Here is a 25367-nt window from a genome sequence, read left to right as displayed (position 1 = left end):
GTTGCGCGGCGTGGGGACGTCGCGCCATGCGTATTTTTAAAGAGAAGAAGCGTCAGGGGCTGCGCAGCAGCGGCGGGATCAGCTCGGCCAGCAGGTCGAAGACGAGGCGGATGCGGCGGGAGCTGTGCAGTTCGCGGTGCGCGACCAGCCAGACCGGGAAAGGGATCTCGAGATCGGGCAGGGCGCGGCGCAGGCGCGGGTCGGCGTCGCCGAGCCCAAGCGGGCCGACACCGATGCCGAGACCGGCGCGGGTCATCTCCCAGTGCACGAGGTGGCTGGAACTGATCAGGGGGAAATTCGCCTCGGTGACCGGGATGCCGAGGCGCTTCAGAAAGCTCATATGCGGGCCGGGATCCTCGAAGGCGATGAATTCGGCCGCCGCGAGATCGGGCAGCGCCTTGAGCGGCGGCAGCGCCTCGAGATAGGCCTTTGTGGCGTAGAAGCTGCCGCGATCCTCGGCGATCTTGCGGGCAATGAGGTCGGGCTGTTCGGGGCGGGCGTTGCGCAGGGCGATATCCGCCTCGCGCCGCTTGAGATCGCGGATGGCGTTGGAGGCGAGCACTTCGATGGTCAGCCCCGGCGCGGCGGCGCGGATCTGCGGCAGCACCTGCGGCAGCAGCCAGCCGGCGTAAATCTCGGAGGCGGTGATCGTCACATGACCCGCGATCTGCTGCTGCTGGCCGGAGGCGACCCGCGACAGGTGCTCTGCCGCTTCGCCCATGGCCCGCGCGTGTTCGGCCAGCTGCAGGCCTGCCTCGGTGAGCTGCAGTCCGGTGCCATGCCGTTCGAAGAGCGTGAGGCCAAGATCTGCCTCCAGCGCCGCCACCTGCCGTCCCAGCGTCGGCTGGCTCATCCCCAGCGCGCGGGCCGCCGCGGAGAGCGAGCCTTCCTCGGCGGTGGCCAGAAAGCCCCGCAGCCGGTTCCAGTCGAAACGCAATCCCTGCCAATCCATGCGTATTTGTATGGGGCGTCTGCGATATGGGTCAATATTCATGCGTCATCGCAGCGGGTAACCTGCGGGCATCTCGTCTCACCGCATCTCGCTTCAAGGAAGGCCCGACATGAAAGCCGTCACCGCCCGCCGTTATGGCCCCGCCGAAACCCTGCGTGTCGAAGACCTGCCGCGCCCGGTGCCGGGGCCGGGGGAGGTTCTGATCCGCGTCCATGCCGCCTCTGTCACCACCGCCGACTGGCGGCTGCGCGCGGCGGCGTTTCCCGGCGGGCTGGCGCTGATCGGGCGGTTGGTGGCGGGCCTTTGGAAGCCGCGCCATCTGGTGCCCGGCTCGGATGTGGCGGGTGAGATCGTCGCGCTGGGCGCGGGGGTGCAGGGGTTCGCCGTGGGGCAGCGCGTGCTTGCGGTGCTCGGCCACGGCGGCCACGCCGACTACGCGCTTGCCAAGGCCAGCGGCGCGCTGGTGCCGATCCCCGAGGGCATGGGCTATGACACTGCCGCCGCGCTGCCTTTTGGCGGGCTGACCACATTGGAGTTCCTGCGCGAGGTGGCGCGGGTGCAGTCCGGCCAGCGCGTGCTCATCCTCGGGGCCTCGGGCGGGGTCGGGGCCTATGCCGTGCAGATCGCCGCCGCGCTGGGGGCCGAGGTCACCGCCGTGGCGGGTCCGGGGCGCAGAGTTCTGCTCATGGGGCTCGGCGCGGCGGAGGTACTGGACTACACCTGCGACCGCCTTCGGGGACGGTTCGATCTGATCTTTGACACGGTGGGCGCGCTGGACTGGCCGCGCAGCCGCCACCTGCTTGCGCCGCAGGGGCTGTTCCTACCGCTGAACTTCGGCCTGCGCGAGCTGTGGCATTTGCTGCGCGCCAAGCTCGCGGGTGGCCCGCGGCTCCGGCTTCATGTCAGCGGCGACAGCCGCGCCGCGCTCGAGGCCTTGTTGGAGATGTGGCGCGCGGGGCAGCTGACGCCGGTGATCGGGGCACGCTTTCCGCTCGCGCAGATCGTGCAGGCCCACCAATTGGTCGAGACCCGGCATAGGGCGGGGGCGGTGATCCTGCAGGTGGGCGAAGAATTGTCCGGGTCCGCAAGCGGCGCTATGCTGGCAAAGACGCCCGCGCGTCTGCCGGATGAGGTGGCGTGACGCATCCGGGTTCACAGCGCTGCCATAAAGCCATCGTTCTATGGCAGTGATCTTGCCGTCGTATCTGGGAGCGGACGTGATGAAGGTGATGAACTGGAACATCGAATGGATGAACAACTGGTTCTCGGGAAATCACGAACCCAGATGGGGGAGCGGGTCGCTGAGCGCCGAGGAGGCGCAGCATGTGGCCGAGAAGGTCGCGCGGGTGATCCGGCGCACCAGTCCCGATATCCTCTGCGTGCAGGAAGGGCCGAGCGCCGCGCAGGAGATGCAGCTCTTTCTCGACGATCATCTGTCTGACGGCGGCGCGCCGCTCTACGAGGCGCTGATCGGCAAGGCGGGCGGGGCGCAGAAGCTCTATGTGCTGCGCAAGCTGGGCGGTGCCGCCGAGATCATCGACCATGCCACCGACCCGCTCACGCTGGCGCTGGAAGACGTGTGGCGGGCGGATGTGGATGGCGACCTGCTGCTGCAGCCCTATGATTTCACCCGCGTGCCGATGGTGGTGGATGTGAAACCGGCGGAGGGCGTGCCCTTCCGGATCGTGGTGCTGCATACGAAATCGAAATATGTGCACAACGGGCAGGTGCTGTTCAACGATCCGGCGCGGCGGCAGGAGTTCATTGCCGCGGCGATGAAGGCGCGGCGGCGGATCGCGGCGGAAGGCTTTCGCCTGAGAACCTATCTCGATGAGCTCATCAAGGCGAATGGTGACGAGCGGGTGATCGTCACCGGCGATTGGAACGATGGTCCGGGCCCCGATTTCTTCGAGCGGCAATATCTGTCGCACAATATCGCGGACATCGTGCTTGGAAGCACCTTCTACCCGGAACTGATCTTTCAGCACCCGATCCTGAGACATGTCTCTCCGGCGCTGCAGTTCACCGCGCGGTTTGACGATTTCGTCGACAACGTGCGGGACCGGCCGCTGCTGCTGGATCACTTCGCCGTCTCGCCAGCACTGGCCGCAGAGGTCGTGGGCGCAGGGATCGCGCATGACGCGTTTGAGGATGAGATCGACGGATCCGGTTCGGCGCGGGTGCAGCGGGCCAGCGATCACCGCCCAATCTGGCTGGAGATTTAGGCTGCGGCCAGAGTGCCCGCTCGCCAGAACATGCAAAAAGGCCCCGGTGCGTCCACCGGGGCCTTAGGGCGTCAGAGTGCGGTGATCAGTTCACCGACTTGCTGTCGACCACGTCCTTTTCGATCGCTTCGGTCCGCTGCGGGCGGGCGATGGCGATGCGGCGGGGTTTCAGCGCCTCGGGAATCTCGCGGCGCAGGTCGATGTGCAGCATGCCGTTCTCGTGGGTCGCGCCTTCGACACGCACGTGATCGGCAAGCGTGAAGCGGCGCTCGAAGGCGCGGGTGGCGATGCCACGGTGCAGATAGCTGCGGCCTTCGCCCTCGTCGGACTTCTTGGCCGAGACCACCAGCGCGTGATCTTTCACCTCGACCGACAAATCCTCGTCGGCAAAGCCGGCCACGGCGATCGAGATGCGATAGGCATCGTCGGCGGTCTTTTCAATGTTGTAGGGCGGGTAGCTGGGCTGGGCCACGTCACTGGCCAGAACCCGGTCCATCATGTCGGCGATCTGGTCGAAACCGACGGTGGCACGATAGAGCGGGGCAAGATCGAAATGTCGCATGGGAATCCTCCGTTGAGCGATACCATCAAGTCGCGCCTTTCCTTGGGGAACAGGCGCTTAGGTTGGCCGGAGCCCTGTCTCAGGCGCCCCGGTAAACTTCAGATGGGGAGGGATTTTGCCGCTTTCAAGACCCTCGCTAGCCGGTCTGACAAACGCCGCTAAGGCCGCACAAAGCGGGCCCCGGTGCCCTCGCGTCCGCCGCCCACGGTGATACGCCGCGCGCCGCTGCTGACGATCGGCCGCGCGTCCTCCCTGCGCAGCCGCGCGGCCAGCGCGGGCACCAGCGCCGAGATACCGGGACCGAAGGCGGTCGCGCCGCCAGAGGCCGAAATCCCGGACGCCGAAATCACCGACAGGATGCGCAGCCGACCGTTGTCGCGGTAAAAGACCGGCGCGCCGGAACTGCCGAAGGTCACATCGCAGTCGAACCCCAGCACGTCATCGGCGTAATGCGCGGTGATGGCGCAGGACGGCTCGCGCGAGAGCACCTCCTCGCGCCCCTGCCCGTAAGAGAGCACCGTCACCTCACTGCCGTCGGGTGCGTGATCGAGCAGCCGGAAGGGATCGGCCTCGGCGATGGTCACCGGCGCGTCGAGCTTCAGCAGCGCCACATCCAGCGCCACCATCTCATGGCTGGGTTTGGCGCGCTTTGCATAGCGCTCCGGCGTCACCCAGCGGCGCACGCGCTGCGCGACGATCTGCGTGCCGTGGTGATATCCGGCGCGAAAGGTCAGGCTTTCGGGCGGGCGCGGCGCGCCGTTTTCCTCATAAACGCAATGGGCGGCGGTCAGCACGATGTCGCGCGCAATCAGCGCGCCGGTGCAGATTGAATCCTTGCCCTCGACCCGGCCCACCGCTTCCCAGCCGAGCAATTCGCCCCGCCGGTCGAGCACGTCGAAATTGGCGCCGCCCCCGTTCGAGCCAGATTGCGCGCCGGCAAGCGCGGGCAGGCCGATCAGGGCGGCTGTCAGCAGGAAACGCAGCCTCATGGCTTGATGAACTTCGCGCCGGTGTCGCGGCGGCTGCCCGCGCTGAGCGGGTTGAACACGTCGTCCTCGTCAAGCGCCCCGCGCAGCCGCGCCAGAGGCGTATCAAGACCGGTGGCCAGCGACACCGGCTCGCCGCCCGCCTGCGCCTTGGCCGAGATCACCGACACGATGCGCGGCGTGCCTTCGGCAAAGGAAAACACCGGCGATCCGGAACTGCCAAAATCCACCGAGCAATCGAGCACCAACATGCTGTCTTGCTTGTCGAGAACGCCGCAATAGTCCTGCAGCGAGGGCGCCTCCGAGCGGTCATGCGCGTAGGACACCACGCCCAGTTCGTCACCGGCCTCGGGCAGCGGGCCAAGGCCGAAAGGGGCGATGGCGCTGTTGCGGATCGGCAGCTGCAATTCGATCACCGCCACGTCGTGCCGCACGCGCTCGGGGCTGGCGGGGGCCATGAAATCATAATCCTCCAGCGCCACCGCGCGGCGCACCCGGCGATAGGCGGCGGCGCGGCCATTGCGCCAGCCCGCGAGGAACTGGATCTGCTCGACCGGCACGCGCGCGCCAGTGCTGGCGTCGAACAGGCAATGCGCCGCGGTGAGCACGAGGTCAGGGGCGATCAGCGCGCCGGTGCAAAAGGCTTTGCCGCCGATCTCGAGCCGACCAACGGCCTCCCAGCCCCGGCCATCCTCGCGGCTTTCCATGGAGAAGAGACCGCCGCTCTGTGCAAAGGCCGGCATGGCCAGCAGCACGAGCAGCGCAATAAGGTATTTCACGCCGGTGACTCCCTGTTCGCCCCCTCACGCTAGGGAAAGTCTGAGGCGAAATTTGGGCGCAGGGCCGCTTTGGGCCGGTCCTCAGTCCGGCCCTCAGTCCGCCTCGGCCAGCGCCCTCGGTTTCGGCCCGCCGGTGGCCCAGTCCAGAAGCTCCACCGTATGCACCACCGGCACGCCGGTGCCCGAGCCGATCTGCATCATGCAGCCGATATTGCCCGCGGCGATCACCTGCGGCGCCTTCGCTTCCAGCGTGGCGACCTTGCGGGCGCGCAGCTGTTGCGAGATCTCCGGCTGCAGCAGGTTGTAGGTCCCGGCGCTGCCGCAGCACAGGTGGCTGTCGGCGGGTTCCACCACCTCGAAACCGGCCCGCTTGAGCAGATCCTTGGGGGCGGATTTGACCTTCTGCCCATGCTGCAGCGAGCAGGCGGCGTGATAGGCCACGCGCAGGTCTTTCGGCGCACCCGCGAGCATCTCGGCGGGAATCTCCAGATCGCGCAGCAGTTCGCTGATGTCCATCGCCTTGCCCGACACTTCCGCCGCCGCCGCTGCCAGCGGGCCATTGCGGAACATATGGCCATAGTCCTTCACCGTGGTGCCGCAGCCCGAGGTGTTGATGACGATGGCATCCAGCCCCGCGCCGTCGATCTCGGCCTTCCACGCGTGGATGTTGGCCTCGGCAGAGCCATGCGCCTCGGCCTCGCGCCCCATGTGATGGGTGAGCGCGCCGCAGCAGCCCGCGCCCTTGGCCACCACCACCTCGCAGCCAAGCCGCCGCAGCAGCCGGATGGTGGCGTCGTTGATGTCGGTGTTCAGCGCCTTCTGCGCGCAGCCGGTCATCAGCGCCACGCGCTTGCGCTGCGGCGCGGTGGCGGCAAAGCTCTGCGGATCGTCATTGCGGCTGACCGGCGGGATGCGCTTGGGGGCCATCTCCAGCATCGCCTTCAGCCGCGCGTCGGGGATCAGCGCGGCAAAGGGTCGGCCCAGCTTGGCCGCCGCCAGCGCGAGGCGGAAGCGCGTGGGATAGGGGATGATCCGTGCCAGCACCCAGCGCAGCGCCCGGTCCTGCCAAGGCCGGGTGTAGTTTTTCTCGATATAGGCGCGGGCATGGTCCACCAGATGCATGTAATGCACGCCCGAGGGGCAGGTGGTCATGCACGACAGGCACGACAGGCAGCGGTCGATATGCTTGACGGTCTTCTCGTCCGGCACCCGCTCGTTCTCGAGCATGTCCTTGATCAGGTAGATGCGCCCGCGCGGGCTGTCGAGCTCATCGCCCAGCACCGCGTAGGTCGGGCAGGTGGCGGTGCAGAACCCGCAATGCACGCAGGAGCGCAGGATCTCGTTGGAGCGCTCGATGGCCGGATCGCGCAGCTGGTCGGGGGTGAAATTCGTCTGCATGTCTCTTCCTCGGCTCAGGCCATCAGGCCGGGGTTGAGCACCCCGCGCGGATCGAAGCGGGCGCGCAGCCCGGCGCTCAGCGCGGCGACCGGCGCCGGCTCGGGGTGGAAGGCGGGGGAGGCCCCACTGCCGCGAAGGCGCGTGGCATGGCCCGCGAAAGCCCCCGCCTGCGCGCGCGCATCCGTGCCCTCGGGCATCAGCGCCCAGATCAGCCCGCCGCCCCAGTCGTAAAGCAGCGCCTCGGCGCCAAGGGTCGCGGCCAGGTCCGGCGCGTCCGAGGGCTTGCAGGAGATGCGCCAGACATCCCCGGCGCGGCCCTGAAGCGGCGCCACATCGCGGATCCCGGCCCAATGCGCGACGCCGTCTTCGGCCACATCGCCCGGAGTATCGGCAAACAGCGCGCGCAGCTGCTCCAGCCGGTAGGCGACGGATTTCTCGAACCCCTCGATGCGCAGCGAGGTCTGCCCGGCGGCGGGATCATGCGCCGCGCCGGTCACGTCGAAGGGCGAGCCGAGCGCTTTTGACATGGCCGCCACGGCCGCCGCATCCGAAAGCCCCTGCAGCACCAGCGTGGCCGAGGTTTCGGGCCGGGGCAGCACCTTGAAGCTCACTTTCGTCAGCACACCCAGAGTGCCATGGCTGCCCGCCATCAGCTTCACCAGATCATAGCCGGTGACGTTCTTCATCACCCGCCCGCCGTTCGACACCACGGAGCCCGCGCCATCGACAAACCGCACGCCCAGCAGGAAGTCGCGGCAGGCGCCCGAGGCGATGCGCCGCGGCCCCGAGGCGTTGGCGGCGGTGATGCCGCCAATGGTCGTTTCCCCAGAGCGCCCCAGCAGCGCGCGCAGGTCCGGCACTTCGAAGGGCAGTCGCTGGCCTTCGGCGTCCAGCGCGGCTTCGATCTCGCCAAGCGTCGTGCCCGCCTTGGCCACCAGCGTCAGCGCGCCGGGCTCGTAAAGCGTGATGCCGCTCAGCCCGCCGGTCTCCAATGCTTCACCCTCGGCCATGGCGATGGCGCGCGTGCCGCCACCACGGATCGACAGGGCGCCATTCGCACCGGCAATGGCCTCGGCTAAATCTCTTTCGGTCTCTGGTCTCATGCCACTTCGTCTAGATTAAAATATCCCGGGGGTGCGGGGGCTGGCCCCCGCTTTTCAGTGCGTGCGGGGCGCGCTCACTCGGCGGCCAGAGCCGCGCTGCGCCGCGCTTCCGAGGCGTCCAGCGGAAACACTTTGGCGGGGTTCAGCAGCCAGCCCGCGTCAAAGACATCCTTCACCGCCATCTGCGCCTCAAGATCGGCGGGCGCGTATTGCGTGTGCATCAGGTCGCGCTTCTCGATCCCCACGCCATGCTCGCCGGTCAGGCAGCCGCCGACTTCTACGCAAAGCTTCAGAATTTCCGCCCCGAGCCGCTCGCAGAGCTGCAGCTGACCTTCCTCATTGGCGTTGAACAGGATCAGCGGGTGCATATTGCCGTCCCCGGCGTGAAAGACATTGGCCACCTTCAGGCCGAACTGCTCCGACAGCTCGCCGATGCGGCGCAGCACATAGGGCAGTTCCGAGACCGGGATCGTGCCGTCGAGGCACATGTAATCGTTGATCTGCCCCATGGCGCCGAAGGCGGATTTGCGGCCCAGCCAGATGCGGCCCGCCTCATCCTCGTCCTTGGCTTCGCGCAGCTCCACCGGGTTGTGGCGCTTGGCGATTTCGATGATCTTCTCCAGCTGTTCGGCGATCTCTGCCTCCGAGCCCTCGACCTCGACGATCAGCAGCGCTTCGCACATCGGGTATCCGGCGTGGGCAAAGGCCTCGCAGGCCTCGATACAGGGGCGGTCCATGAACTCGATGGCCACCGGCAGCACGCCCGCCTTGATGATGTCCGACACGCAGGCCCCGGCGACCTCGTTCGAGGCAAACCCCATCAGCACCGGGCGCGCGCCCTCAGGTTTGCGCAGGATGCGCAGGCTGGCCTCGGTGACCACGCCAAGCTGCCCTTCCGAGCCGCAGATGACGCCCAGAAGGTCCAGCCCCGGCGCATCCAGATGCGCGCCGCCCAGTTCGATCACCGTGCCGTCCATCAGCACCATGGTGACGCCCAGCAGGTTGTTGGTGGTGACCCCGTATTTGAGGCAATGCGCGCCGCCCGAGTTCATCGCGATATTGCCCGCGATGGCGCAGGCCAGCTGCGACGAGGGGTCGGGCGCGTAAAAGAAATCCTCTTCGGCCACTGCGCCGCTGACCGAAAGGTTGGTGCGGCCTGTCTGCACGCGGATCACCCGGTTGGCGTAATCGGTTTCGAGCACCTGGTTCATCCGCGCCACGCCAAGGATCACCGAATCCGCGGTGGGCAGCGAGCCCCCGGCGAGCGAGGTTCCCGCACCGCGCGGCACCACCGGCACGCCTTCTTCGTGACAGATCTTCAGCACCGCCGAGACCTCTTCGGTGCTCGACGGCAGCACCGCGCAGAGCGGCGGGCAGCGGTAGGCGGTCAGCGCGTCGCACTCATAGGCGCGGGTTTCGGCCTCTTCCGAGATCACCGCAGTGGCAGGCAGCACCTCAAGCAGGCGCGCGACGATCCGCGCCTTGCGGGCGAGGATGCTGGCATTGGGGGCTGGCATCTCCATCGGGGTCTCCTCCTCGAAATTGGTAAACTCATATAACCAATTCCAGCCGAGGCCAAGAGATTTTGCCACAGCCCTTGCAGAGCCGCGTTGCGCCCCTTGCGCGGCGCGCGGGAATGGTAGCAGGTAAACCCATGGACTGGTTGAAGATCATACATATTCTCTGCGTCATGGGGTGGATGACCTCCATCTTTGCCGTGCCGCGCGCGCTGATCTACTGGAAGCGCGATTACGCCACGACCGGCGCCTTTGGCCCGCTCGGCGATCTGACCTATCGGCTGTACCGCTTCTCGGCGGGGCTGGCGGTGATCGCGGTGATCACCGGGATCTGGCTTGGCGTGCTCTGGGGCTTTCCGGCATGGCTGCACGCCAAGATCGGCCTCGTGGTGCTGCTGGCGGCGCATTACGTCTGGACCGGCGTTCTGGTCGGTCGCGCCAAGCGCGGCGAGTTCCGCGAGTTGGATATGTTCCTGCGCATCTTCAACGAGATCAGCGTGGTCGGCACGATCGCCATCCTGTGGCTGGTCGTGGCCAAGCCGTTCTGACCATGGGTCCTTGGCTCGACACGCTCACGTCGTTTTCGCCGGTTGATTTCGCCGGTGTGGCGCTGTTGCTGATCTGCTGGCTGGGCGGCTCGTGGTTCATCGAGAACCCGCCCAAGCGCCGGCCGTCGGTGACCGTGCTGATGGCGCGCTACCGGCGTCAGTGGATGAAGCATTTCGTCACCCGCCAGCCGCGCATCTTCGACTCGCAGATCGTCGGCAGCCTGCGCCAGAGCACCGCGTTCTTCGCCTCCACCTCGATGATCGCCATCGGCGGGATTTTCGCGCTTTTGGGCAATCCCGAGCAGGTGCGCGGCGTCGCCGAAGATCTCTCGGCGGGCGGTGATGCCCCGGCGATCGTCTGGGAAGCCAAGCTGCTGCTGATCCTCGTGTTCGCGGCAAATGCCTTCCTGAAATTCGTCTGGTCGAACCGGCTTTTCGGCTATTGCTCGGTGATGATGGGCGCCACGCCCAATGACAACAGCGCCACCGCCTATGCCCGCGCCGCCAAAGCCGCCGAGATCAATATCTTTGCCGCGCGCAGCTACAATCGCGGGCTGCGCTCGGTCTATTTCGGCATCGGATCGTCGGCATGGCTGCTGGGGGCTTGGCCGCTGGTGGTGGCGGCGCTGGTGACGCTTGGTGTGATCCTGCGGCGCGAGTTCACCTCGCAGTCGCGCGAGGTGCTGCTGGCGGCTGAGGACGAGTAGGCAAAAGCCTTCGAAGGCTTTTGCAAATCTCTTCGAAGAGATTTGTGCCATACTGCCGCGCATGAAACCGATCTTTGTCCTGCTGCTCAGCCTTGCGGCGACGCCGCTTGCCGCCGCTGACCCCGAGGTGCTGGCGGCCGAGGCCCGCCGCGCGGGGGAGGGTTGGAGCTTTGCGGTCACGCTGGCCCATCCCGATACCGGCTGGGAGCATTATGCCGATGGCTGGCGGATCGAAGATGAGGCTGGCACCGTGCTCGGCACCCGCATTCTGGCGCATCCGCATGAGACCGAGCAGCCCTTCACCCGCAGCCTGTCCGGTGTCGCTGTCCCCGCGGGGACAGCGCGCGTCTACATCCGCGCGCGCTGCCTGATCGATGGCTGGAGTGAAACCCGCCTGCCGCTGGATCTGCGCTGATCAGCGCCGGCCCTCGCGCAGCCACGCGCCGATGATGAAGCCCGCCGCCAGCAGCAGCGTCAGCCACGCGGGAAGCAGCGGAATGCGGGTCACATCCATGGTCTCGAACGCCTCGCGCGGGGTGATGCCCATCCAGCCGCGCCCGGCGGCGGGACGCCCGGCGCTGATCGTGCGGATGTTGGGCAGACCGTCTTCGATCCGCGCCTCGCCGCCGCGCAGCGAATCCACCACCGGCTGCAGCGCCTCACCACTGGCGATGGTCTGCTCGAACTCGCGCGGTGCCGCCGGTCCGAGGCCGATGACCGCCTCCTGCTCGCCTTCCTTGAGGCGGTAGAGCCCGATTTCCGGCCCCTGATAGATCGCCTCAAACCGTCCGGGCGAAACCTCTTCGAGCGGCACCTCCTCTTCGGTGCCATCGGGGCGGGTCACGGTGACCGCGCCGACGCCCTCTTCCAGCGTGCGGCGGATGATGCGCATGGACTGGCCGGTGGCCTCGGCCCAGAGCGCCTCTTCCTCGAGCTCGGGCTCTTTCATCATCCAATGCGCCAGACGCCGCAGCAGGTCGAGTTGCGGCCCGCCGCCCTCGAAGCCGCGCGACCAGAGCCACGCCTGATCGGAGGCGATGAGCGCCACGCGCCCATCGCCGACCCGGTCGAGCACCAGCAGCGGTTGGTCTTCGGCGCCGGACATCACAACCTCGGCGCCCTCGTTCGGCGTCACTTCGACCTGCCGCATCCAGCGGCCCCAGCTGTCCGCGCCGGTGAGACCGGCGGTGACCGGGTGACGTTCGCCAAGCTCGGTGACCGTTGGGCGGTAGCCTTCGTCGATGACCCGGGCGGTGGGCTCGGCGGGCAGAATCTCGGACAGCGGCGAGCGGTAGATGGAATCGGCGCTGGCGAAATCGGGGCCGGCCGCAACCAGCACGGCGCCGCCGTTCTCGACGTAGTTGCGCACGTTGTCGAGGTAGATGGCGGGCAGGATGCCGCGGCGCTTGTAGCGGTCGAAGATGATCAGGTCGAAATCCTCGATCTTTTCGAGGAAGAGCTCGCGCGTCGGGAAGGCGATGAGCGAGAGTTCGGTCACCGGCACGCCATCCTGCTTTTCCGGCGGGCGCAGGATGGTGAAATGCACAAGGTCGACAGAGCTGTCTGATTTCAATAGGTTACGCCATGTGCGACTGCCGGAGTGCGGCTCGCCCGAGACCAGCAGAACGCGCAGGCGGTCGCGCACGCCGTTGATTTGCACCAGCGCGGTGTTGTTGCGGTCGGTAAGCTCGCCCGCGCCTTCGGGCACGGTAAATTGGATCACGTTGAGCCCGCCATGGGGCAGGGTGACCGGCAGTTCGATGTCCTGACCGAGCGGCACGCGGAAGCTTTCGGGCTCGGCGCCGTCGACCGAGATCTGCAGGTCCGTCTCGCTCTCCCGTGGCGCGGCGCCATCATCCTCGACCCGCAGCGTCAGGGTGACCGGCTCGCCGAGGATGGCGAAGGCCGGGGCGTTCTTGACGATCAACCGGCGGTCCCAGTCGGTCTCGCGTCCGGTGAGCAGCAGGTGCAGCGGCGCGGGGAGCGAGGGCGCGCGTTCCAGATCGTGCAGCCGCCCGTCCGACAGCAGAAAGATACCGGCGATGCGGCCGCGTGGTTCTTCGGCCAGCGCCTCCGACAGGGCGGTCATCAGCAGCGTGCCGCTGTCGCCATCGCCGTCGGGCACGGTGATGCGCCGCACTTCGGTGTTGGGCCGGGCGGCGAGCCGCGCTTCCATCGCGTCGGCGGCCTCGGAGGTGGTCTCGAGCCGGTCGCCGAGGCGCTGCGAGGCGCTCTGGTCTTCGAGCATCAGCACGATGTCCGAAAGCGGCGCGCGGTCCTCTTCCTGAAATGACGGTTGGGTGAGGGCCGCCACCAGCACCAGCCCGGCGCAGAGCCGCAGCGCCCAGCCGGGCATGCCGCGCCAGAGCGACAGCAGTACCGAGGCCAGCGCCAGAACGCCAAGCCCGGCGATCAGCGGCCAGGGCAGAAGCGGGTCGAAGACGATTTCGCCGGTCATGAAGCCTGCCTGTTCATTGTCCCATCTGCCGCGCGCATCATTGGCCGAGCCTGTCGAGCAGCGCCGGGACGTGCACCTGATCGGATTTGTAGTTGCCGGTCAGCACATGCATCACCAGGTTCACCCCGAAACGGTAAGCGATCTCGCGCTGGCGTTCGCCGGTAAAGCCCGAACCGATGCGCACCAGCGGGTTGCCGCGCGGGTCCACCGCCCATGCGGCGGCCCAGTCGTTGCCGCCGATGACCACCGGGGTGACGTTGTCGTTGAGGTTGCGGAAGGGCATCCCCTCGATCAGTTCGGCATCGGGCGGCGCGGCCTCGACCCAGACGTCGCGGCTGGTGTAGCGACCGGGGAAATCCTGCAGCAGATAGAAGGTGCGGGTGAGCACATGGTCCTGCGGCACCGGCTCCAGCGGCGGAATGTCGAGCGGGGCGGCGATCTCGCGCAGCTTGCGGCCCTCGGGCGATGCGGCGCCAAAGCCCGCCACATCGGCGTCGCGCGTGTCAAAGAGGATCATCCCGCCCGAGCGCAGATATTCGTTGAGCTTGGCATAGGCGGCGGGCGAGGGCGTGGGCTGCGACGGCACGATCGGCCAGTAGAGCAGCGGGAAGAAGGCCAGCTCGTCGGTCTCGAGATTGACCGCCATGGGATCGGAGGGCTCGACCGAGGTGCGGAAGAACAGCGTGTCCGACAGGCCGCGCAGCCCGGCCTGCGCCAGATCGTCGACCTTCGCATTGCCGGTGATCACATGCGCCAGCGTCAGCTCTCCGGTGGCGGCTTCGGCAAAGGCGTCCGCCTCGGCGCTGCTGCGCTGGCTCTGCTGGGCCTGCGCGGTTCCGGGCGCAGAGACCGCACCGAGTGCCAGCGCCAGAAGCACGGCGGCGGCGGTGCCGCTGGGCCGGGCGCCGCGCAGCCGTCCGGACAGCGCCAGCGAGGCGATGACGTCAGCCAGAAGCAGCGCGATGGCGAGGGCCAGAAGCCAGCCCGCGAGCGGGGTTTCCTGCGGGCGGCTCAGCCCTTCGACCGGCACCGTGTCGGGCCAAGTGGCGGGCTGCAGCACGGTCTCGGCGGTGACGACATTGCGCGCAAGGCTGCGCTCTTCGCCCTGATAGAGGCCGGGGCGCAATTCGGGGCCGAGCGGATCGGTGAGCAGCGTCTCGCCCGCGACGCCGGGCAGGGTGCCCGCGTCGGTGACCGCGCCGAAACCGTCGAGCACGCGCAGGGGCTGCCACATGGTGCCTGCAAGATCGGCGGGCTCGGGCGTGGCGGGCATGGCCGAGATCGCCAACCGCTCGAGCATCTGCACGAAGAGGCCCGAGAGCGGCAGGGTCGACCATTCGGCATTGGCGGTCACATGGAACAGCACCACTTGCCCGGCGCCGACGCGCTTACGGGTGACCAGCGGGGTGCCATCGGTCAGCTGCGCGATCACCCGGTCGGCCAGCGTGGGATCGGGCTGCGCCATGACCTGACTGGTGACGCTGACATCCTCGGGGATCTGCAGCCCTTCGAACGGGCTGCCAGCGGGGAAGGGGGCCAATGTCTTGGGCTCACCCCAGCTCATCGCGCCACCGACCGAGCGCCCGCCCGCGCGCAGGCGCACGGGCATCAGAGGGTCTTCGCGGTCGCGCGACAGGTTCGAGGCGGCGAGGCGCGGCCCGGCGAAGCGCAGCAGCGTGCCGCCGTTCTGCAGCCATTCGGTGACCCCGTCGGTTTCGGCGGGGCTGAGCGTGGCCACATCCGCAAGCGCGATCACGTCGGGATTGGCGGGCAGCACCTCGGTCAGCGCGCCGTCGAGGATATCGACATCCTGCTCCAGCGCTTTGTTCAGATAGTAGAGCGGCGACAGCAGCTCCAGCCCCTCGCGGTTCTCATTGCCAGCGATCAGCGCCACTTCGCGGCGGCGCAGGCTGTCGTCGGGCAGGCTGACCGCGCCGGCATTGCGGGCGCCGTCGATCTCGAACCTTGTGATGCGGGCGCGCAGTTCGGCGGGCAGCGAGAGGTCGAGCGTGCCCTCGGTGGCGCCATCCTCGAAGGTCAGCGGCGCGCGCACCAGAACGGCGGGGTTGCCCGCCGGATCGAGCCCATGCCCGGCGATCGAGATCTCGCGTTCCGCACCGCCATGCAGGCGGCGCGCGGTAATCTGCACATTGCCGTCGGCAAAACTGGGGGGCAGCAGGGCGGTGAGGTTGCGCGGGCTTTCGAAGACGGTGACCTGCCCGTGATCCATCAGCGCGTTCAGCAGCGGCTCGCGGCTGTCGCGGGCGAGCCCGTCGGACATCCAGTAACTGTCGAAATCCTCCTCGGGCAGCAGCGCCATGGCGCGGGAGGTCTGGGCGTCGCCCGGCTCCCAAGGTTCGGGCTGCAGGCCGCCAAGACGGCTGCGCAGCACGGCGGCTTCTTGGAACTGCGGCGCTTCGGGTTCGGTCAGGCGCAGGATGGCCACGGGGCGTGTCTCGCGCTCGGCCCGTGCCAGCAGCGCGTCAAGAGCCGCCTCGCGGGCGCGCCAGTCCGAGGCCGAGGACCAGCTGGCATCCATCACCACCAGCAGCGGCCCGGTGCCCGCAGCCTGCGCGTCGTCTTCGGGGTTCAGGATCGGCCCGGCGAGGCCGATGATCACCGCCGCCACCGCCAGCATCCGCAGCAGCAAAAGCCACCACGGCGTGCGGTCGGTGACCTGATCGTCATCCTTGAGACCCAGCAGCAGCACGACGCCGGGAAACAGCCGGCGGATCGGCGCGGGCGGCACCGCGCGCAGGATCACCCAGAGCACCGGCAGGGCCAGCAATCCAAGCAACAACCAAGGGGCCGTGAAGCCCAGGGGGCCGAGAACGGTCATCCGTGCCCTCCGTCCATCGCGCGGTACACCCACAGCAGGGCGTTCTGCGCGCTGTCACTGGTATGATGGCATAAAAACTGCCAACCCGTTAAGCGCGCAAGATGTTCAAGCCGCGCCTTGCGCTCGGCCAGCCGTTCCAGATAGCGCTCGCGAAGGTCGCCTGCCTTCAGCGTCTCATGCGTCAAGGTCTTGCCGACGCTTTCGAAAATCGTGCGTCCCTTGAATGGAAAGCTTTCCTCTGACGGGTCGAGCACCTGCAGCAGCACACCGCGCACGCCGCGGTCGGCGGCTTTGGTCAGCGCCGCCTCGACGGGGTCCAGATCGCTCAGGAAATCGGACACGAACATGGCGCGGGCGTGGGGGATCATGCCACGCGCCTCGGGTTCGGAATAATCCTCGGTGCCGTCTTCGCTCATCGCCTCGGCGAGCCGGAGGATCTGCACATCGCCATTGCGCGGCGGCAGCGACCAGCCGGTGAACCCCACACGCTCGCCGCCGCGGATCAGCAGGATGGCCGCCGAAAGCGCGATCAGCCGGGCGCGGTCGCCCTTGCTTGGCAGGTCCTTGTTCGACGAAAATCGCATCGACGCGCCGGTATCGACCCAGAGCTGCACGCTCTGCGCGATTTGCCATTCGCGCTCGCGCACGAACTGCTCGTCGCCACGGCCCGAGCGCCGCCAGTCGATGCTGCGATAGGTGTCGCCGGGACGCAGCGGGCGGTATTGCCAGAAGTCATCCCCCAGCCCCGAGCGGCGGCGGCCGTGTTCACCCAGCAGGACGGTGCCCGCCAGATGCTCGGCCCTTGCGAGCAGCGCGGGAAAGCGGCTGGCCTCTTCCTGTGCGCTCTGCCGGAGCTGGGCAATGGGCGTGATCAAGCCGCAGCCTCGGAGGGCGTGAGCGTGGCGCAGACCTCGTCGATGATCGCGCCCAGATCCTCGCCGCGGGCGCGGGCCGAGAAGGTCAGCGCCATGCGGTGGACCAGCACCGGGCGGGCCATGTCGATCACATCCGAGGGCGAGGGCGCGAGACGCCCCTGCAGCAGCGCACGCGCGCGCACGGTGAGCATCAGCGCCTGCGCGGCGCGCGGGCCGGGGCCCCATGCGACGGTGTCGCGCACGCGGGCCGAGGCCGAAGGATCGCCGGGACGGAAAGCGCGCACCAGGTCGAGGATCATCTCGACCACCGCATCGCCCACGGGCATCCGCCGCAGCAGATGCTGCGCGGCCATCAGCGCGGCGGGGTCGAACACCTGATGCGCCTGCGCCTCTTCGGTGCCGGTGGTGGCGAGCAGGATGTCTTTTTCGGTCTTGCGGTCGGGATAGGCCACGTCGATCTGCACGAGGAAACGGTCAAGCTGCGCCTCGGGCAGCGGGTAGGTGCCCTCTTGCTCGATCGGGTTTTGCGTGGCGAGCACATGGAACGGCAGATCCAGTGTGCGGGTCTCGCCGCCGATGGTCACCGATTTTTCCTGCATGGCCTGCAGCAGCGCCGACTGGGTGCGCGGCGAGGCGCGGTTGATCTCGTCGGCCATCAGCAGCTGGCAGAAGATCGGCCCTTGTAGGAACTTGAAGGCGCGGCTGCCGTCGGCGGCGGTTTCCAGCACCTCCGAGCCGAGGATGTCGGCGGGCATCAGATCGGGGGTGAACTGCACGCGGTTGCCATTGAGGCCCATCACCGTCGAGAGCGTTTCCACCAGACGCGTCTTGCCGAGGCCGGGCAGGCCGATGAGCAGCGCGTGACCGCCGCAAAGCAATGCGGCAAGGGTCAGGTCCACGACCCTCTCCTGTCCGATGAAGCGCCGGGTGATCGCCGTCTTGGCTTCGGCGAGCTTTTCTTCCAGCGCCTCGATCTCGGCAACCAGGTCTTCGGCCATGGGGGAGACTCCCTTGCGTAAATCCTTTACCAAGCGAGTGTATCGCGGGGGTGGAAAATGGCAAAAGTAATGCGCACACAAAATTACGTGACTCCCTCTGCCGAGGGCATAGCTGCTGCAGCGCGCGCCGCTTCGGGGCGTGGGCTGCCGCCCGTGGAGCGGTGGAATCCGCCGTTCTGCGGCGATCTCGACATGCGAATTGCCCGCGACGGCACGTGGTTTTACCTCGGAACGCCGATCGGACGCTTCGAACTGGTGAAGCTTTTTTCGTCGATTTTGAGGAAAGACGGCGAGAAATACTTCCTCGTGACGCCGGTCGAGATGGTCGGGATCACCGTCGATGACGCGCCTTTCGTCGCCATCGACTTCGAAGCAGAAGGCGCGGGCAGCGATCAGGTGCTGACCTTTCAGACCCATGTGGGCGATTTCGCCGTGGCCGGGCCAGAGCATCCGATCCGCGTGGTGCGTGATCCGCAAAGCGGCGAGCCGTCGCCTTATATCCACGTGCGCGCCAACCTCGAGGCGCTGATCGACCGCAAGAGTTTCTACCGGCTGGTCGAGCTTGGCGCCCACCATGAGCATGAGGGCGCGCGCTGGTTCGGGCTTTGGTCTTCGGGGGAGTTCTTTCCGATGATTCCGTCGGAGGAGCTTGAGGGCTGACGCTCAGGCTTCGATGCGGCGCATGAGGCCATGGGCCAGCGCGGGCGACAGGCGCATCACCCGGCGCAGCAGCTTGGTCTTGCCGATCCAGATTTCCGTCTTGCCCGCCTCGGCTCCGGCAAGGATCGCGGCGGCGGCCTCGGGCGCGGGCATCTTGCGCTCGGCCCTGCCGCGCGACAGCGAGGTGTTCACCGCCGGAAGCAGGGCCTCGCAAATGCCGATGTGCAGCCCGGCATCCTCGGCCTGATAGCGCAGGCTGCGGGTGAAGCTGCGCATCCCGGCCTTGGTGGCGCAATAGATCGGGGCATCGGTTTTCGGCGCGACCGCCAGCCCCGAGGTGACATTGACGATCCGCGCGCCTTTCTGCGCGGCAAGCCGGGGCAGCAGGGCGGTGGCGATCTGCATCGGCGCGATCATGTTGATCTGCACCTCTTCTTCGATGCCGACGTCGTGGTTGCTGCTGTCGGTGAGCAGCGGGTAGCTCATAACCGCCGCGTTGTTGATCAGCACCGAGCAGTCGGGATGCGCATCGGCCACCCAGTTCACCACGCCGCGCGGAATCTCGGGATCGCCGAGATCCGCCTCCAGCCCGTCGAATTGCGGGCCGAGTCGGCGTGTCATCTCCTCCAGCGCGGCGGTATTCCGGGCAACGCCAAGCACGGTCGCCCCTTCGGTGACCAGCGTTTCGGCCATGGCGCGGCCGATGCCGCGCGTCGCGCCGGTCAGCAGAACTTTGCGGCCTTTCCAATAGGCGGACATGGCGGTTTTCCTTTGTGCGAGCTTTGGGCCGCGATAGAATGCGAGCATTCCCTCAGGTTTCATACTCGCATTCCGCCATGACCCAAGCCGCCGCGCTATCCCCCCGAAAAACACCGCGTCAGACCCGGTCGCGCGCCTCGGTCGAGGCCATGCTGACGGCGGCGGCTCAGATTCTCGAGGCGGGCGGGATCGGTGCGCTGACCACCAATGCGGTGGCCGAGCGGGCGGGGGTGAGCATCGGCACGCTCTACCAGTATTTCCCCAACAAGGAGACGATCCTTGCGGAACTGGTGCGGCGGCAGAAGGCGCAGTTCTTCGAGGATATGGGACAGGCCGTGGCGGCGGCGCATGATCTGGACCTGCGCGAGGCGGCGCGGACGGTGCTGCACGCCTCGATCCGGCATCATGCCCGCGCGCCGGTGCTGTCGCGCGAGCTGGAAAAGGCAGAGATGCAGCTGCCGCTCGGCCCGGATGTCTGCGCGGCGGGATCCGAGGTGGATGCCGCGATGGTGGCGCTGCTCACGCATTTCGCGGTGCCGCAGCCCGAGGTCGCCGCGCGCGATCTTTCGGCGCTGTGCCGCGGCATGGTGCATGCGGCGCTGTTTGCCGAGGATTGCGACCTTGCGGCCATCGAGGCGCGGCTGCGCCCGGCGGTCTTTGGCTATCTGGGGATCGCGCCCGACGCACCTGCGCCCGATGCGCCCGCGCCCGAGGTGGCCTGAGCCTCAGTCGCCCAGCTTGGCGTGCACCTCGTCGAGGTCGATCTCGCCGATCGGCAGCTTGTTCGCCGGGTTCTCGAAATCATAGCGGAAGAGATCGAAGTCGCGCTTGTAGATCTCATAGACGAGATGCATCGACAGATCGTCGAAGTAATCTTCGACCGGATGCGCGCGCTTCGGGCCGTGGCCTTCGGATTCATTGAAGCGGGGGATCGCTGAAAGGTCGACCGGGTGGCGCGTCTGCACCTTATCCAAGACGCTCTGCATGCCCTCGTTGAATTTCTCGGTCCAGAAGATCTGATCGTAGCGCCCGCCGTTGACGATGAAGGTCGACACATGCCCCGAGACCGACGACCAGTGAATGTCGGGCTCCATCGGGCGGCGCCAGCGGATGCTGTCACGGGCGAACAGCAGGAACCGGCGGAACGAACGGATCTGGTCGAACTCTTCCTTGCCGTCCTCGCCGCCGACCTCGATCCCGTATTTCTGCACCAGCATCGGCACCATATTGCCGCGGTAGCGGTTGCCGTTGCGCTGGATGCCGCAGATCTTGTCGAAGAAGCTCGACAGGATGCGCGTGTAGGGATTGCGCACGCAGGTAAAGGCGGGCGCGTTGCGCGTCTTCACATTGGCCTTGATCGGGTTCTGGCTTTCGTCGCGGTTCCATTTGTGCAGCCCGCGCTCGGCGTCATGGATGTCGCCGTCAAAGAACGCGCCGTGGTCCGAGTAATACATGATCTGGCCGATGGTCGAGCAGGCGCATTTCGGCACGACCCGGTAGATCATGCTCTCGCTCTCTGTCATCCAGGTGCCCGGAAACCCCATTGTTCACTCTCCCCGCCTCGGCCCGGCTTGTCGCAGGCTCCATGGACATGCAAAAAAGCAAAAGACATCGGCCTGTTCAATGTCTTCGCCGGGGTAAAGGTGAAGAAGCAGGCGAAATTTGGGCGGACCTCATCCTTTGGCGAAGATTGCCTTCATACTGCTGTGCCACAAGGATCCGGATGCGATCATCAAGCAGGCGCAGAGCCTGACCGCCGCTGGCGACTGCATGGCGATCCATTTCGATGCGCGCGCGCCGCAGGCCGATTACCAGAAGATTCGCGACGCGCTGGCCGAGGATCCCAACGTGACCTTCGCGCGGCGCCGGGTGAAATGCGGCTGGGGGGAATGGTCGCTGGTGCAGGCCACGCTGAACGCTTTGGAGGCGGCGACCGAGGCTTTCCCACGGGCGACGCATTTCTACATGCTCTCGGGCGATTGCATGGCGATCAAATCGGCCCAGCACGCGCATGAGTTTCTGGACGCGCGCGAGGCCGATTACATCGAAAGCTTCGATTTCTTCAAATCCGACTGGATCAAGACCGGCTGGAAGGAAGAGCGGCTGATCTACCGCCACATGTTCAACGAGCGCACGCAGAAGCGCCGGTTCTATGCGATGTTCGAGGCGCAGAAGCGGCTGGGGCTGACCCGCCGGATCCCCGCCGATCTAGAGGTGATGATCGGCTCGCAATGGTGGTGCCTGCGGCGGCGCACGGTCGAGGCGATCCAGAGCTTCATCGCGGGGCGGCCTGACGTCCTGCGCTTCTTTCGCCACACGTGGATCCCCGACGAGACCTTCTTTCAGACGCTGGTGCGCCACCTCGTGCCGGAGCGCGAGATCGACAGCCGCACGCTGACCTTCCTGATGTTCTCGGACTACGGGATGCCGGTCACCTTCTATAATGATCACTATGATCTGCTGCTGGCGCAGGACTTCCTTTTCGCCCGCAAGATCAGCCCCGACGCGCAGGATCTGCGGCGGCGCTTGGGGGTGCTCTACGCCACCGAGGGGGCGCAGTTCCGGGTCTCGGACGAAGGCCGCTCGCTCTATCGCTTCCTCACCGACAAGGGGCGCATCGGCCGCCGGTTCGCGCCGCGCTTCTGGGAAACCGAAAGTTCGCTGGGGCGCGAGCGCGAATTGCTGATCGTGGTCAGCAAGAAGTGGCATGTGGCGAAACGGCTGATCGGGCATATCCGCGACAAGACCACGCTGCCCTGCGTCGATTACCTGTTCAACGAGGAAAGCTGCCCGCTGCCCGATCTGGGCGGCGTGCAGTCGACCATGGACAAGCGCCACCGCCACCGCCGGGCGCTGATGCGCATGCTCTTCGATTATTTCGGCGAAGAGAGGCTGGTGGTCTGCATCGACCCCGGCAGCCTCGATCTGATCGAGGATTTCTGCCGCGACCGCGCGGTGACGCGGCTGCTGCAGCTTGATTGCCAGTTCTCGGACGCCTTCCTTGCGGGCCATGCCACGCGCATCGGGCTGGCCGGGGAACGCACCTCCGAGGCGGCCATGGCGCGGCTGATCCCCACCATCCGCAACGACATCGAGCACGAAAGCGATCAGCTGCGCGACGCCAATCTTCCGGGCCACCTGCATCTGCGCGAGCAGGACCCTTTCGAGGCGCAGGTGCGCGCGCTGGTGCAATTCCTGTCGGTCGCCCCCGAGACAGCCCGGGCGATCGCCTCCGACGAACAACTCTTTTGCGACTGAGCAACCCATAGAGGACACCCATGGCCTACAGCTACGATGACCAGAATATCTTCGCCAAGATCCTGCGCGGCGAGATCCCCAACAGCACCGTGCTCGAAACTGAGCACAGCCTCGCCTTCCGCGACATCCGCCCGCAGGCACCGACGCATGTGCTGGTGATCCCGAAGGGCGCCTATGTCTGCTATGATGATTTCGCGCAGAACGCCTCGGACGCCGAGATCCTCGATTACACCCGCGCCATCGGCAAGGTCTGCGAGATGGAGGGCGTCGCCGCCGATGGCTTCCGGATGATCTCCAACGCCGGTGTCGACGGGGTGCAAGAAGTGCCGCATCTGCACGTGCATATCCTTGCGGGCCGTCCGCTGGGACGGATGCTGGAAAAGGGCTGAGGCGCTCAATTCTGGCAGGACGGCACGGGTGGCTGCGCCCGGACCGCCTCCGGCGGGCGTATTTTCAAAGAGAAGAAGCCAGACCGGGAAAAAAGCTAGGCCGGGAAGACCCCAGGCCGGGAGGACCCCAGACCGCAAAAGGGCGGCGCCGTTGGATCGGTGCCGCCCTTTCATCTTTCCGCAAATACTCCCGCCGGAGGCGTCTCAGGAACAGCGCTCAGGCGGCGGGGCGGCTGCGGGTCAGTTCGAGGAAGACATCTTCGAGGTCGGCCTGCTCGGTCCGCACGTCGCGCAGGCTGATGCCATGCGCCCGAACGAGGCCCAGCACGTCCTCGGCCGAGGTTTCGCGGCTGCGGTAGCTGAGCGCGATCAGCCCGCCGTCGCGGATCTCGGCGGTGATGCCGGGCGCCTCGGGCAGAGTCTCGGGCATGCTCTCGGGGGTGATCACCATGGTCTTGGCGTCGATCCCGCCCAGCAGGTTCGCGGTGCTGTCGCGGGCCACCAATGCGCCGTGGTTGATGATGGCGATCTCGTCGCACATCTGCTCGGCTTCCTCGAGGTAGTGGGTGGTGAGGATGATGGTCATGCCGCGCTCGCGGTTGAGACGGCGGACGTTGCGCCAGAGCATCTGCCGCAGTTCGATGTCGACCCCGGCGGTGGGCTCGTCGAGCACCAGGATATGCGGGTGGTGCACCAGCGCCTTGCCCAGCAAGAGCCGCCGCCGCATCCCGCCCGAAAGGGTGCGGGCATAGGCCTCGGCCTTGTCTTCCAGCCCGACCATTTCGAGGATCTCATCGGTGGTGCGATCGGCCTTGGGCACGCCGTAGAGCCCGGCCTGCACCTCGAGCGCGGCGCGCGGAGTGAAGAAGGGATCGAGGTTCAGCTCCTGCGGCATCACCCCGATCGAGGCGCGCGACTGGCGCGGGTTGCGATCCTGATCCCAGCCCCAGATCGACACTTTGCCAGCGGTTTTCGTGACCAGCCCCGCGAGGATGTTGATCATCGTCGATTTGCCGGCGCCATTGGGGCCGAGCAGGCCGAAGATCGAGCCCTGAGGCACATTCAGATCGACGCCCTTGAGCGCCTGTTTGCCCCCGGCGTAGGTCTTGGTCAGCCCTTCGATGCGGATCGCGTCGTCGCTCATGCGCCTTGCTCCTGTGCGTGACTTGTCTCATAACGCAGGTAGTGCAAAGCCAGTGAAAAGGGAACCGGAGCATGACCACCGAGGCGCCCGAGACCAAGCTCGTCGACAGCTACCGCATCGCCTGTGACGGCGGCGAGGGGGCGCTTGGCCACCCGCGCGTCTGGCTTTCGGTCTCGCATGAGACCGGTGTTGTGGAATGCCCCTATTGCGATGCGCGCTACGTGCATAAGGATTTCGAGGGCAAGGTCTGAGCGCCCGTCGCGCCCGCTGACCTTCATTCATGATTGCCGTCCTTCTCAAGGTTCTGCCGTTCTTCGCGCTGATCGGCCTCGGCTACGGGGCCGCGAAAGTGCGGTTCTTTTCCGAGGAGTCGGTGGCGGCGATCACCCGCTTCGTCTTTTACTTCGCGCTCTCGGCGATGCTGTTCCGCTTCTCCGCGACGCTGTCGTTCTCCGAGATCTTCGATCCCAATGTCGCCTCGGCCTATCTGCTGGGCACGGCGGCGGTCTATTCCGTGGCGACCGTGGCGGGATTCCTGCGGCGGCAGGACGTGCAGACCACCGCGATCGAGGCGCAATCGGCCTCGATCGGCAACACCGGCTTTCTCGGCGTGCCGATGCTGGCGGTGCTGCTGGGCCAAGAGGCGGTGGGCCCGATCATCCTGATGCTGTCGGTCGATCTGATCGTGTTCTCTTCGTTGCTGGTGATCCTCGTGTCGGGCGCGCGCGGCGGCGGGCTGTCGCCGGCCTTGCTGGGCACGGTGGCGCGCGGGCTGGTCAACAACCCGATGATCGTGTCGATCGTGGCGGGGCTGGCGGTCTCGGCCAGCGGTCTGCCGATGCCCGCGCCGGTGGAATCCTTCCTCACCACGCTGGGCAATGCCGCGACGCCGGGTGCCCTGTTCGCCATCGGAGCCTCGCTGGCAACCAAGAGCGCCGAGCGGCTGGCGGTGGCGGGCTGGATCAGCTTTTGCAAGCTGGTGCTGCATCCGGGCTTTGTGGCGCTGGCGGCCTATTTCGTCTTTCCGGTCAGCCCCTATCAGGCGGCGGTGATGGTCTCGGCCTCGGCGCTGCCGGTGGCGGGCAATGTCTTTATCCTCGCCCAGCATTACGGCATCGCGCCGCAGCGGGTCTCGGCGGCGATCCTGATTTCCACCGCCGCCAGCATCCTCACCGTCAGCGCGGTGATCGCCTGGGTGCATCCCTGAGCA

At 67.0% G+C, this 25367-nt stretch carries 25 protein-coding genes; 11 read left to right on the top strand and 14 right to left on the bottom strand.

From position 1 onward, the window contains the following. Window positions 1-52: 52 nt before the first annotated feature. Complete coding sequence (locus ACXAD2_RS10455) at window positions 53-952, bottom strand: LysR family transcriptional regulator (protein WP_475169622.1); 900 nt, start codon at window positions 950-952, stop codon at window positions 53-55. Window positions 953-1061: 109 nt separating this feature from the next. Between ACXAD2_RS10455 and ACXAD2_RS10450 the strand changes: the two genes are divergently transcribed. Beyond that, a complete protein-coding gene (locus ACXAD2_RS10450) occupies window positions 1062-2093 on the top strand; it encodes an NAD(P)-dependent alcohol dehydrogenase (RefSeq protein ID WP_475169620.1) in 1032 nt (343 codons plus the stop codon). Window positions 2094-2133: 40 nt separating this feature from the next. After that, entirely contained in the window at window positions 2134-3177 is a 1044-nt protein-coding gene (locus ACXAD2_RS10445) for an endonuclease/exonuclease/phosphatase family protein (RefSeq protein WP_475169617.1), read from the top strand. Window positions 3178-3262: 85 nt separating this feature from the next. Here ACXAD2_RS10445 and ACXAD2_RS10440 read toward each other — a convergent pair whose 3' ends face one another. From ACXAD2_RS10440 to ACXAD2_RS10415, 6 genes are all read right to left on the bottom strand, one after another. After that, window positions 3263-3739: an Hsp20 family protein gene (locus ACXAD2_RS10440; protein ID WP_066103139.1), complete on the bottom strand. Its 477-nt coding sequence runs from the start codon at window positions 3737-3739 to the stop codon at window positions 3263-3265. Window positions 3740-3897: 158 nt separating this feature from the next. Then, window positions 3898-4728 (bottom strand): trypsin-like serine peptidase, encoded by an 831-nt coding sequence (locus ACXAD2_RS10435; RefSeq protein WP_475169613.1) that lies wholly within the window; start codon window positions 4726-4728, stop codon window positions 3898-3900. Further along, window positions 4725-5468 (bottom strand): trypsin-like serine peptidase, encoded by a 744-nt coding sequence (locus tag ACXAD2_RS10430; RefSeq protein WP_066106814.1) that lies wholly within the window; start codon window positions 5466-5468, stop codon window positions 4725-4727. The genes ACXAD2_RS10435 and ACXAD2_RS10430 overlap by 4 nt, the downstream gene beginning before the upstream one ends. 129 nt (window positions 5469-5597) lie before the next feature. After that, complete coding sequence (gene glcF, locus ACXAD2_RS10425; RefSeq protein WP_475169611.1) at window positions 5598-6902, bottom strand: glycolate oxidase subunit GlcF; 1305 nt, start codon at window positions 6900-6902, stop codon at window positions 5598-5600. Window positions 6903-6916: 14 nt separating this feature from the next. Further along, a complete protein-coding gene (locus tag ACXAD2_RS10420) occupies window positions 6917-8005 on the bottom strand; it encodes an FAD-binding protein (protein ID WP_475169608.1) in 1089 nt (362 codons plus the stop codon). 74 nt (window positions 8006-8079) lie between these two features. Further along, window positions 8080-9528, bottom strand: coding sequence for an FAD-linked oxidase C-terminal domain-containing protein (locus ACXAD2_RS10415; RefSeq protein WP_164178663.1), 1449 nt, complete (start codon window positions 9526-9528; stop codon window positions 8080-8082). A 131-nt stretch (window positions 9529-9659) separates the two neighbouring features. Here ACXAD2_RS10415 and ACXAD2_RS10410 point away from each other — a divergent pair, with 131 nt between their 5' ends. From ACXAD2_RS10410 to ACXAD2_RS10400, 3 genes are all read left to right on the top strand, one after another. Continuing rightward, entirely contained in the window at window positions 9660-10070 is a 411-nt protein-coding gene (locus ACXAD2_RS10410; protein WP_475169603.1) for a CopD family protein, read from the top strand. A gap of 2 nt (window positions 10071-10072) precedes the next feature. Continuing rightward, complete coding sequence (locus tag ACXAD2_RS10405; RefSeq protein ID WP_164178665.1) at window positions 10073-10777, top strand: DUF599 domain-containing protein; 705 nt, start codon at window positions 10073-10075, stop codon at window positions 10775-10777. Between the two features lie 61 nt (window positions 10778-10838). After that, a complete protein-coding gene (locus ACXAD2_RS10400; protein WP_475169600.1) occupies window positions 10839-11192 on the top strand; it encodes a hypothetical protein in 354 nt (117 codons plus the stop codon). Here the strand turns inward: ACXAD2_RS10400 and ACXAD2_RS10395 are convergent, their stop codons facing one another. Genes ACXAD2_RS10395 through ACXAD2_RS10380 form a run of 4 tightly spaced genes read right to left on the bottom strand, consistent with a single transcriptional unit; the run spans window position 11193 to window position 17947 of the window. Next, window positions 11193-13235 (bottom strand): glutamine amidotransferase, encoded by a 2043-nt coding sequence (locus ACXAD2_RS10395; RefSeq protein WP_475169598.1) that lies wholly within the window; start codon window positions 13233-13235, stop codon window positions 11193-11195. Window positions 13236-13272: 37 nt separating this feature from the next. Beyond that, window positions 13273-16074 carry a DUF4159 domain-containing protein gene (locus tag ACXAD2_RS10390; protein WP_475169595.1) on the bottom strand — a complete coding sequence of 934 codons (2802 nt, stop codon included), beginning with the start codon at window positions 16072-16074 and terminating at the stop codon, window positions 13273-13275. Continuing rightward, window positions 16071-16946 carry a DUF58 domain-containing protein gene (locus tag ACXAD2_RS10385; RefSeq protein ID WP_475174818.1) on the bottom strand — a complete coding sequence of 292 codons (876 nt, stop codon included), beginning with the start codon at window positions 16944-16946 and terminating at the stop codon, window positions 16071-16073. The genes ACXAD2_RS10390 and ACXAD2_RS10385 overlap by 4 nt, the downstream gene beginning before the upstream one ends. Further along, window positions 16946-17947, bottom strand: a complete 1002-nt coding sequence (locus ACXAD2_RS10380; protein WP_066103111.1) for an AAA family ATPase — start codon at window positions 17945-17947, stop codon at window positions 16946-16948. Before ACXAD2_RS10380 ends, ACXAD2_RS10385 begins: the two co-directional genes overlap by 1 nt. 69 nt (window positions 17948-18016) lie before the next feature. Here ACXAD2_RS10380 and ACXAD2_RS10375 point away from each other — a divergent pair, with 69 nt between their 5' ends. Further along, on the top strand, window positions 18017-18607 hold the full coding sequence (locus tag ACXAD2_RS10375) for a DUF1285 domain-containing protein (protein WP_475169592.1): 591 nt from the start codon (window positions 18017-18019) through the stop codon (window positions 18605-18607). A 3-nt stretch (window positions 18608-18610) separates the two neighbouring features. Here the strand turns inward: ACXAD2_RS10375 and ACXAD2_RS10370 are convergent, their stop codons facing one another. Further along, window positions 18611-19366 carry an SDR family oxidoreductase gene (locus ACXAD2_RS10370; RefSeq protein ID WP_475169590.1) on the bottom strand — a complete coding sequence of 252 codons (756 nt, stop codon included), beginning with the start codon at window positions 19364-19366 and terminating at the stop codon, window positions 18611-18613. Window positions 19367-19443: 77 nt separating this feature from the next. Between ACXAD2_RS10370 and ACXAD2_RS10365 the strand changes: the two genes are divergently transcribed. Next, the gene (locus ACXAD2_RS10365; protein ID WP_475169588.1) at window positions 19444-20088 is read left to right on the top strand and encodes a TetR/AcrR family transcriptional regulator; all 645 of its coding nucleotides are present in this window, start codon (window positions 19444-19446) and stop codon (window positions 20086-20088) included. A 3-nt stretch (window positions 20089-20091) separates the two neighbouring features. Here the strand turns inward: ACXAD2_RS10365 and ACXAD2_RS10360 are convergent, their stop codons facing one another. Beyond that, window positions 20092-20910 carry a sulfotransferase family protein gene (locus ACXAD2_RS10360; protein ID WP_475169587.1) on the bottom strand — a complete coding sequence of 273 codons (819 nt, stop codon included), beginning with the start codon at window positions 20908-20910 and terminating at the stop codon, window positions 20092-20094. Window positions 20911-21046: 136 nt separating this feature from the next. On the opposite strand from ACXAD2_RS10360, the gene ACXAD2_RS10355 reads away from it, so the two are divergent. Together ACXAD2_RS10355 and ACXAD2_RS10350 are read left to right on the top strand one after the other, a co-directional pair. After that, entirely contained in the window at window positions 21047-22624 is a 1578-nt protein-coding gene (locus ACXAD2_RS10355; protein WP_475169585.1) for a DUF5928 domain-containing protein, read from the top strand. Window positions 22625-22644: 20 nt separating this feature from the next. Beyond that, window positions 22645-23013, top strand: a complete 369-nt coding sequence (locus ACXAD2_RS10350) for a histidine triad nucleotide-binding protein (RefSeq protein ID WP_164178694.1) — start codon at window positions 22645-22647, stop codon at window positions 23011-23013. A 217-nt stretch (window positions 23014-23230) separates the two neighbouring features. On the opposite strand, the gene ACXAD2_RS10345 is transcribed toward ACXAD2_RS10350, so the two are convergent. Then, window positions 23231-24157 (bottom strand): ABC transporter ATP-binding protein, encoded by a 927-nt coding sequence (locus ACXAD2_RS10345; protein ID WP_066103089.1) that lies wholly within the window; start codon window positions 24155-24157, stop codon window positions 23231-23233. A 71-nt stretch (window positions 24158-24228) separates the two neighbouring features. Between ACXAD2_RS10345 and ACXAD2_RS10340 the strand changes: the two genes are divergently transcribed. Together ACXAD2_RS10340 and ACXAD2_RS10335 are read left to right on the top strand one after the other, a co-directional pair. Next, window positions 24229-24408, top strand: coding sequence for a zinc-finger domain-containing protein (locus tag ACXAD2_RS10340; protein WP_066103086.1), 180 nt, complete (start codon window positions 24229-24231; stop codon window positions 24406-24408). 29 nt (window positions 24409-24437) lie between these two features. Beyond that, on the top strand, window positions 24438-25364 hold the full coding sequence (locus ACXAD2_RS10335; protein WP_475169580.1) for an AEC family transporter: 927 nt from the start codon (window positions 24438-24440) through the stop codon (window positions 25362-25364). Window positions 25365-25367: the final 3 nt, after the last annotated feature.

Source organism: Salipiger sp. ABN3_019 (assembly GCF_056158605.1).
Note: the sequence above shows the minus strand (reverse complement) of the source record. Positions and strands in the feature narration are given on the sequence as shown.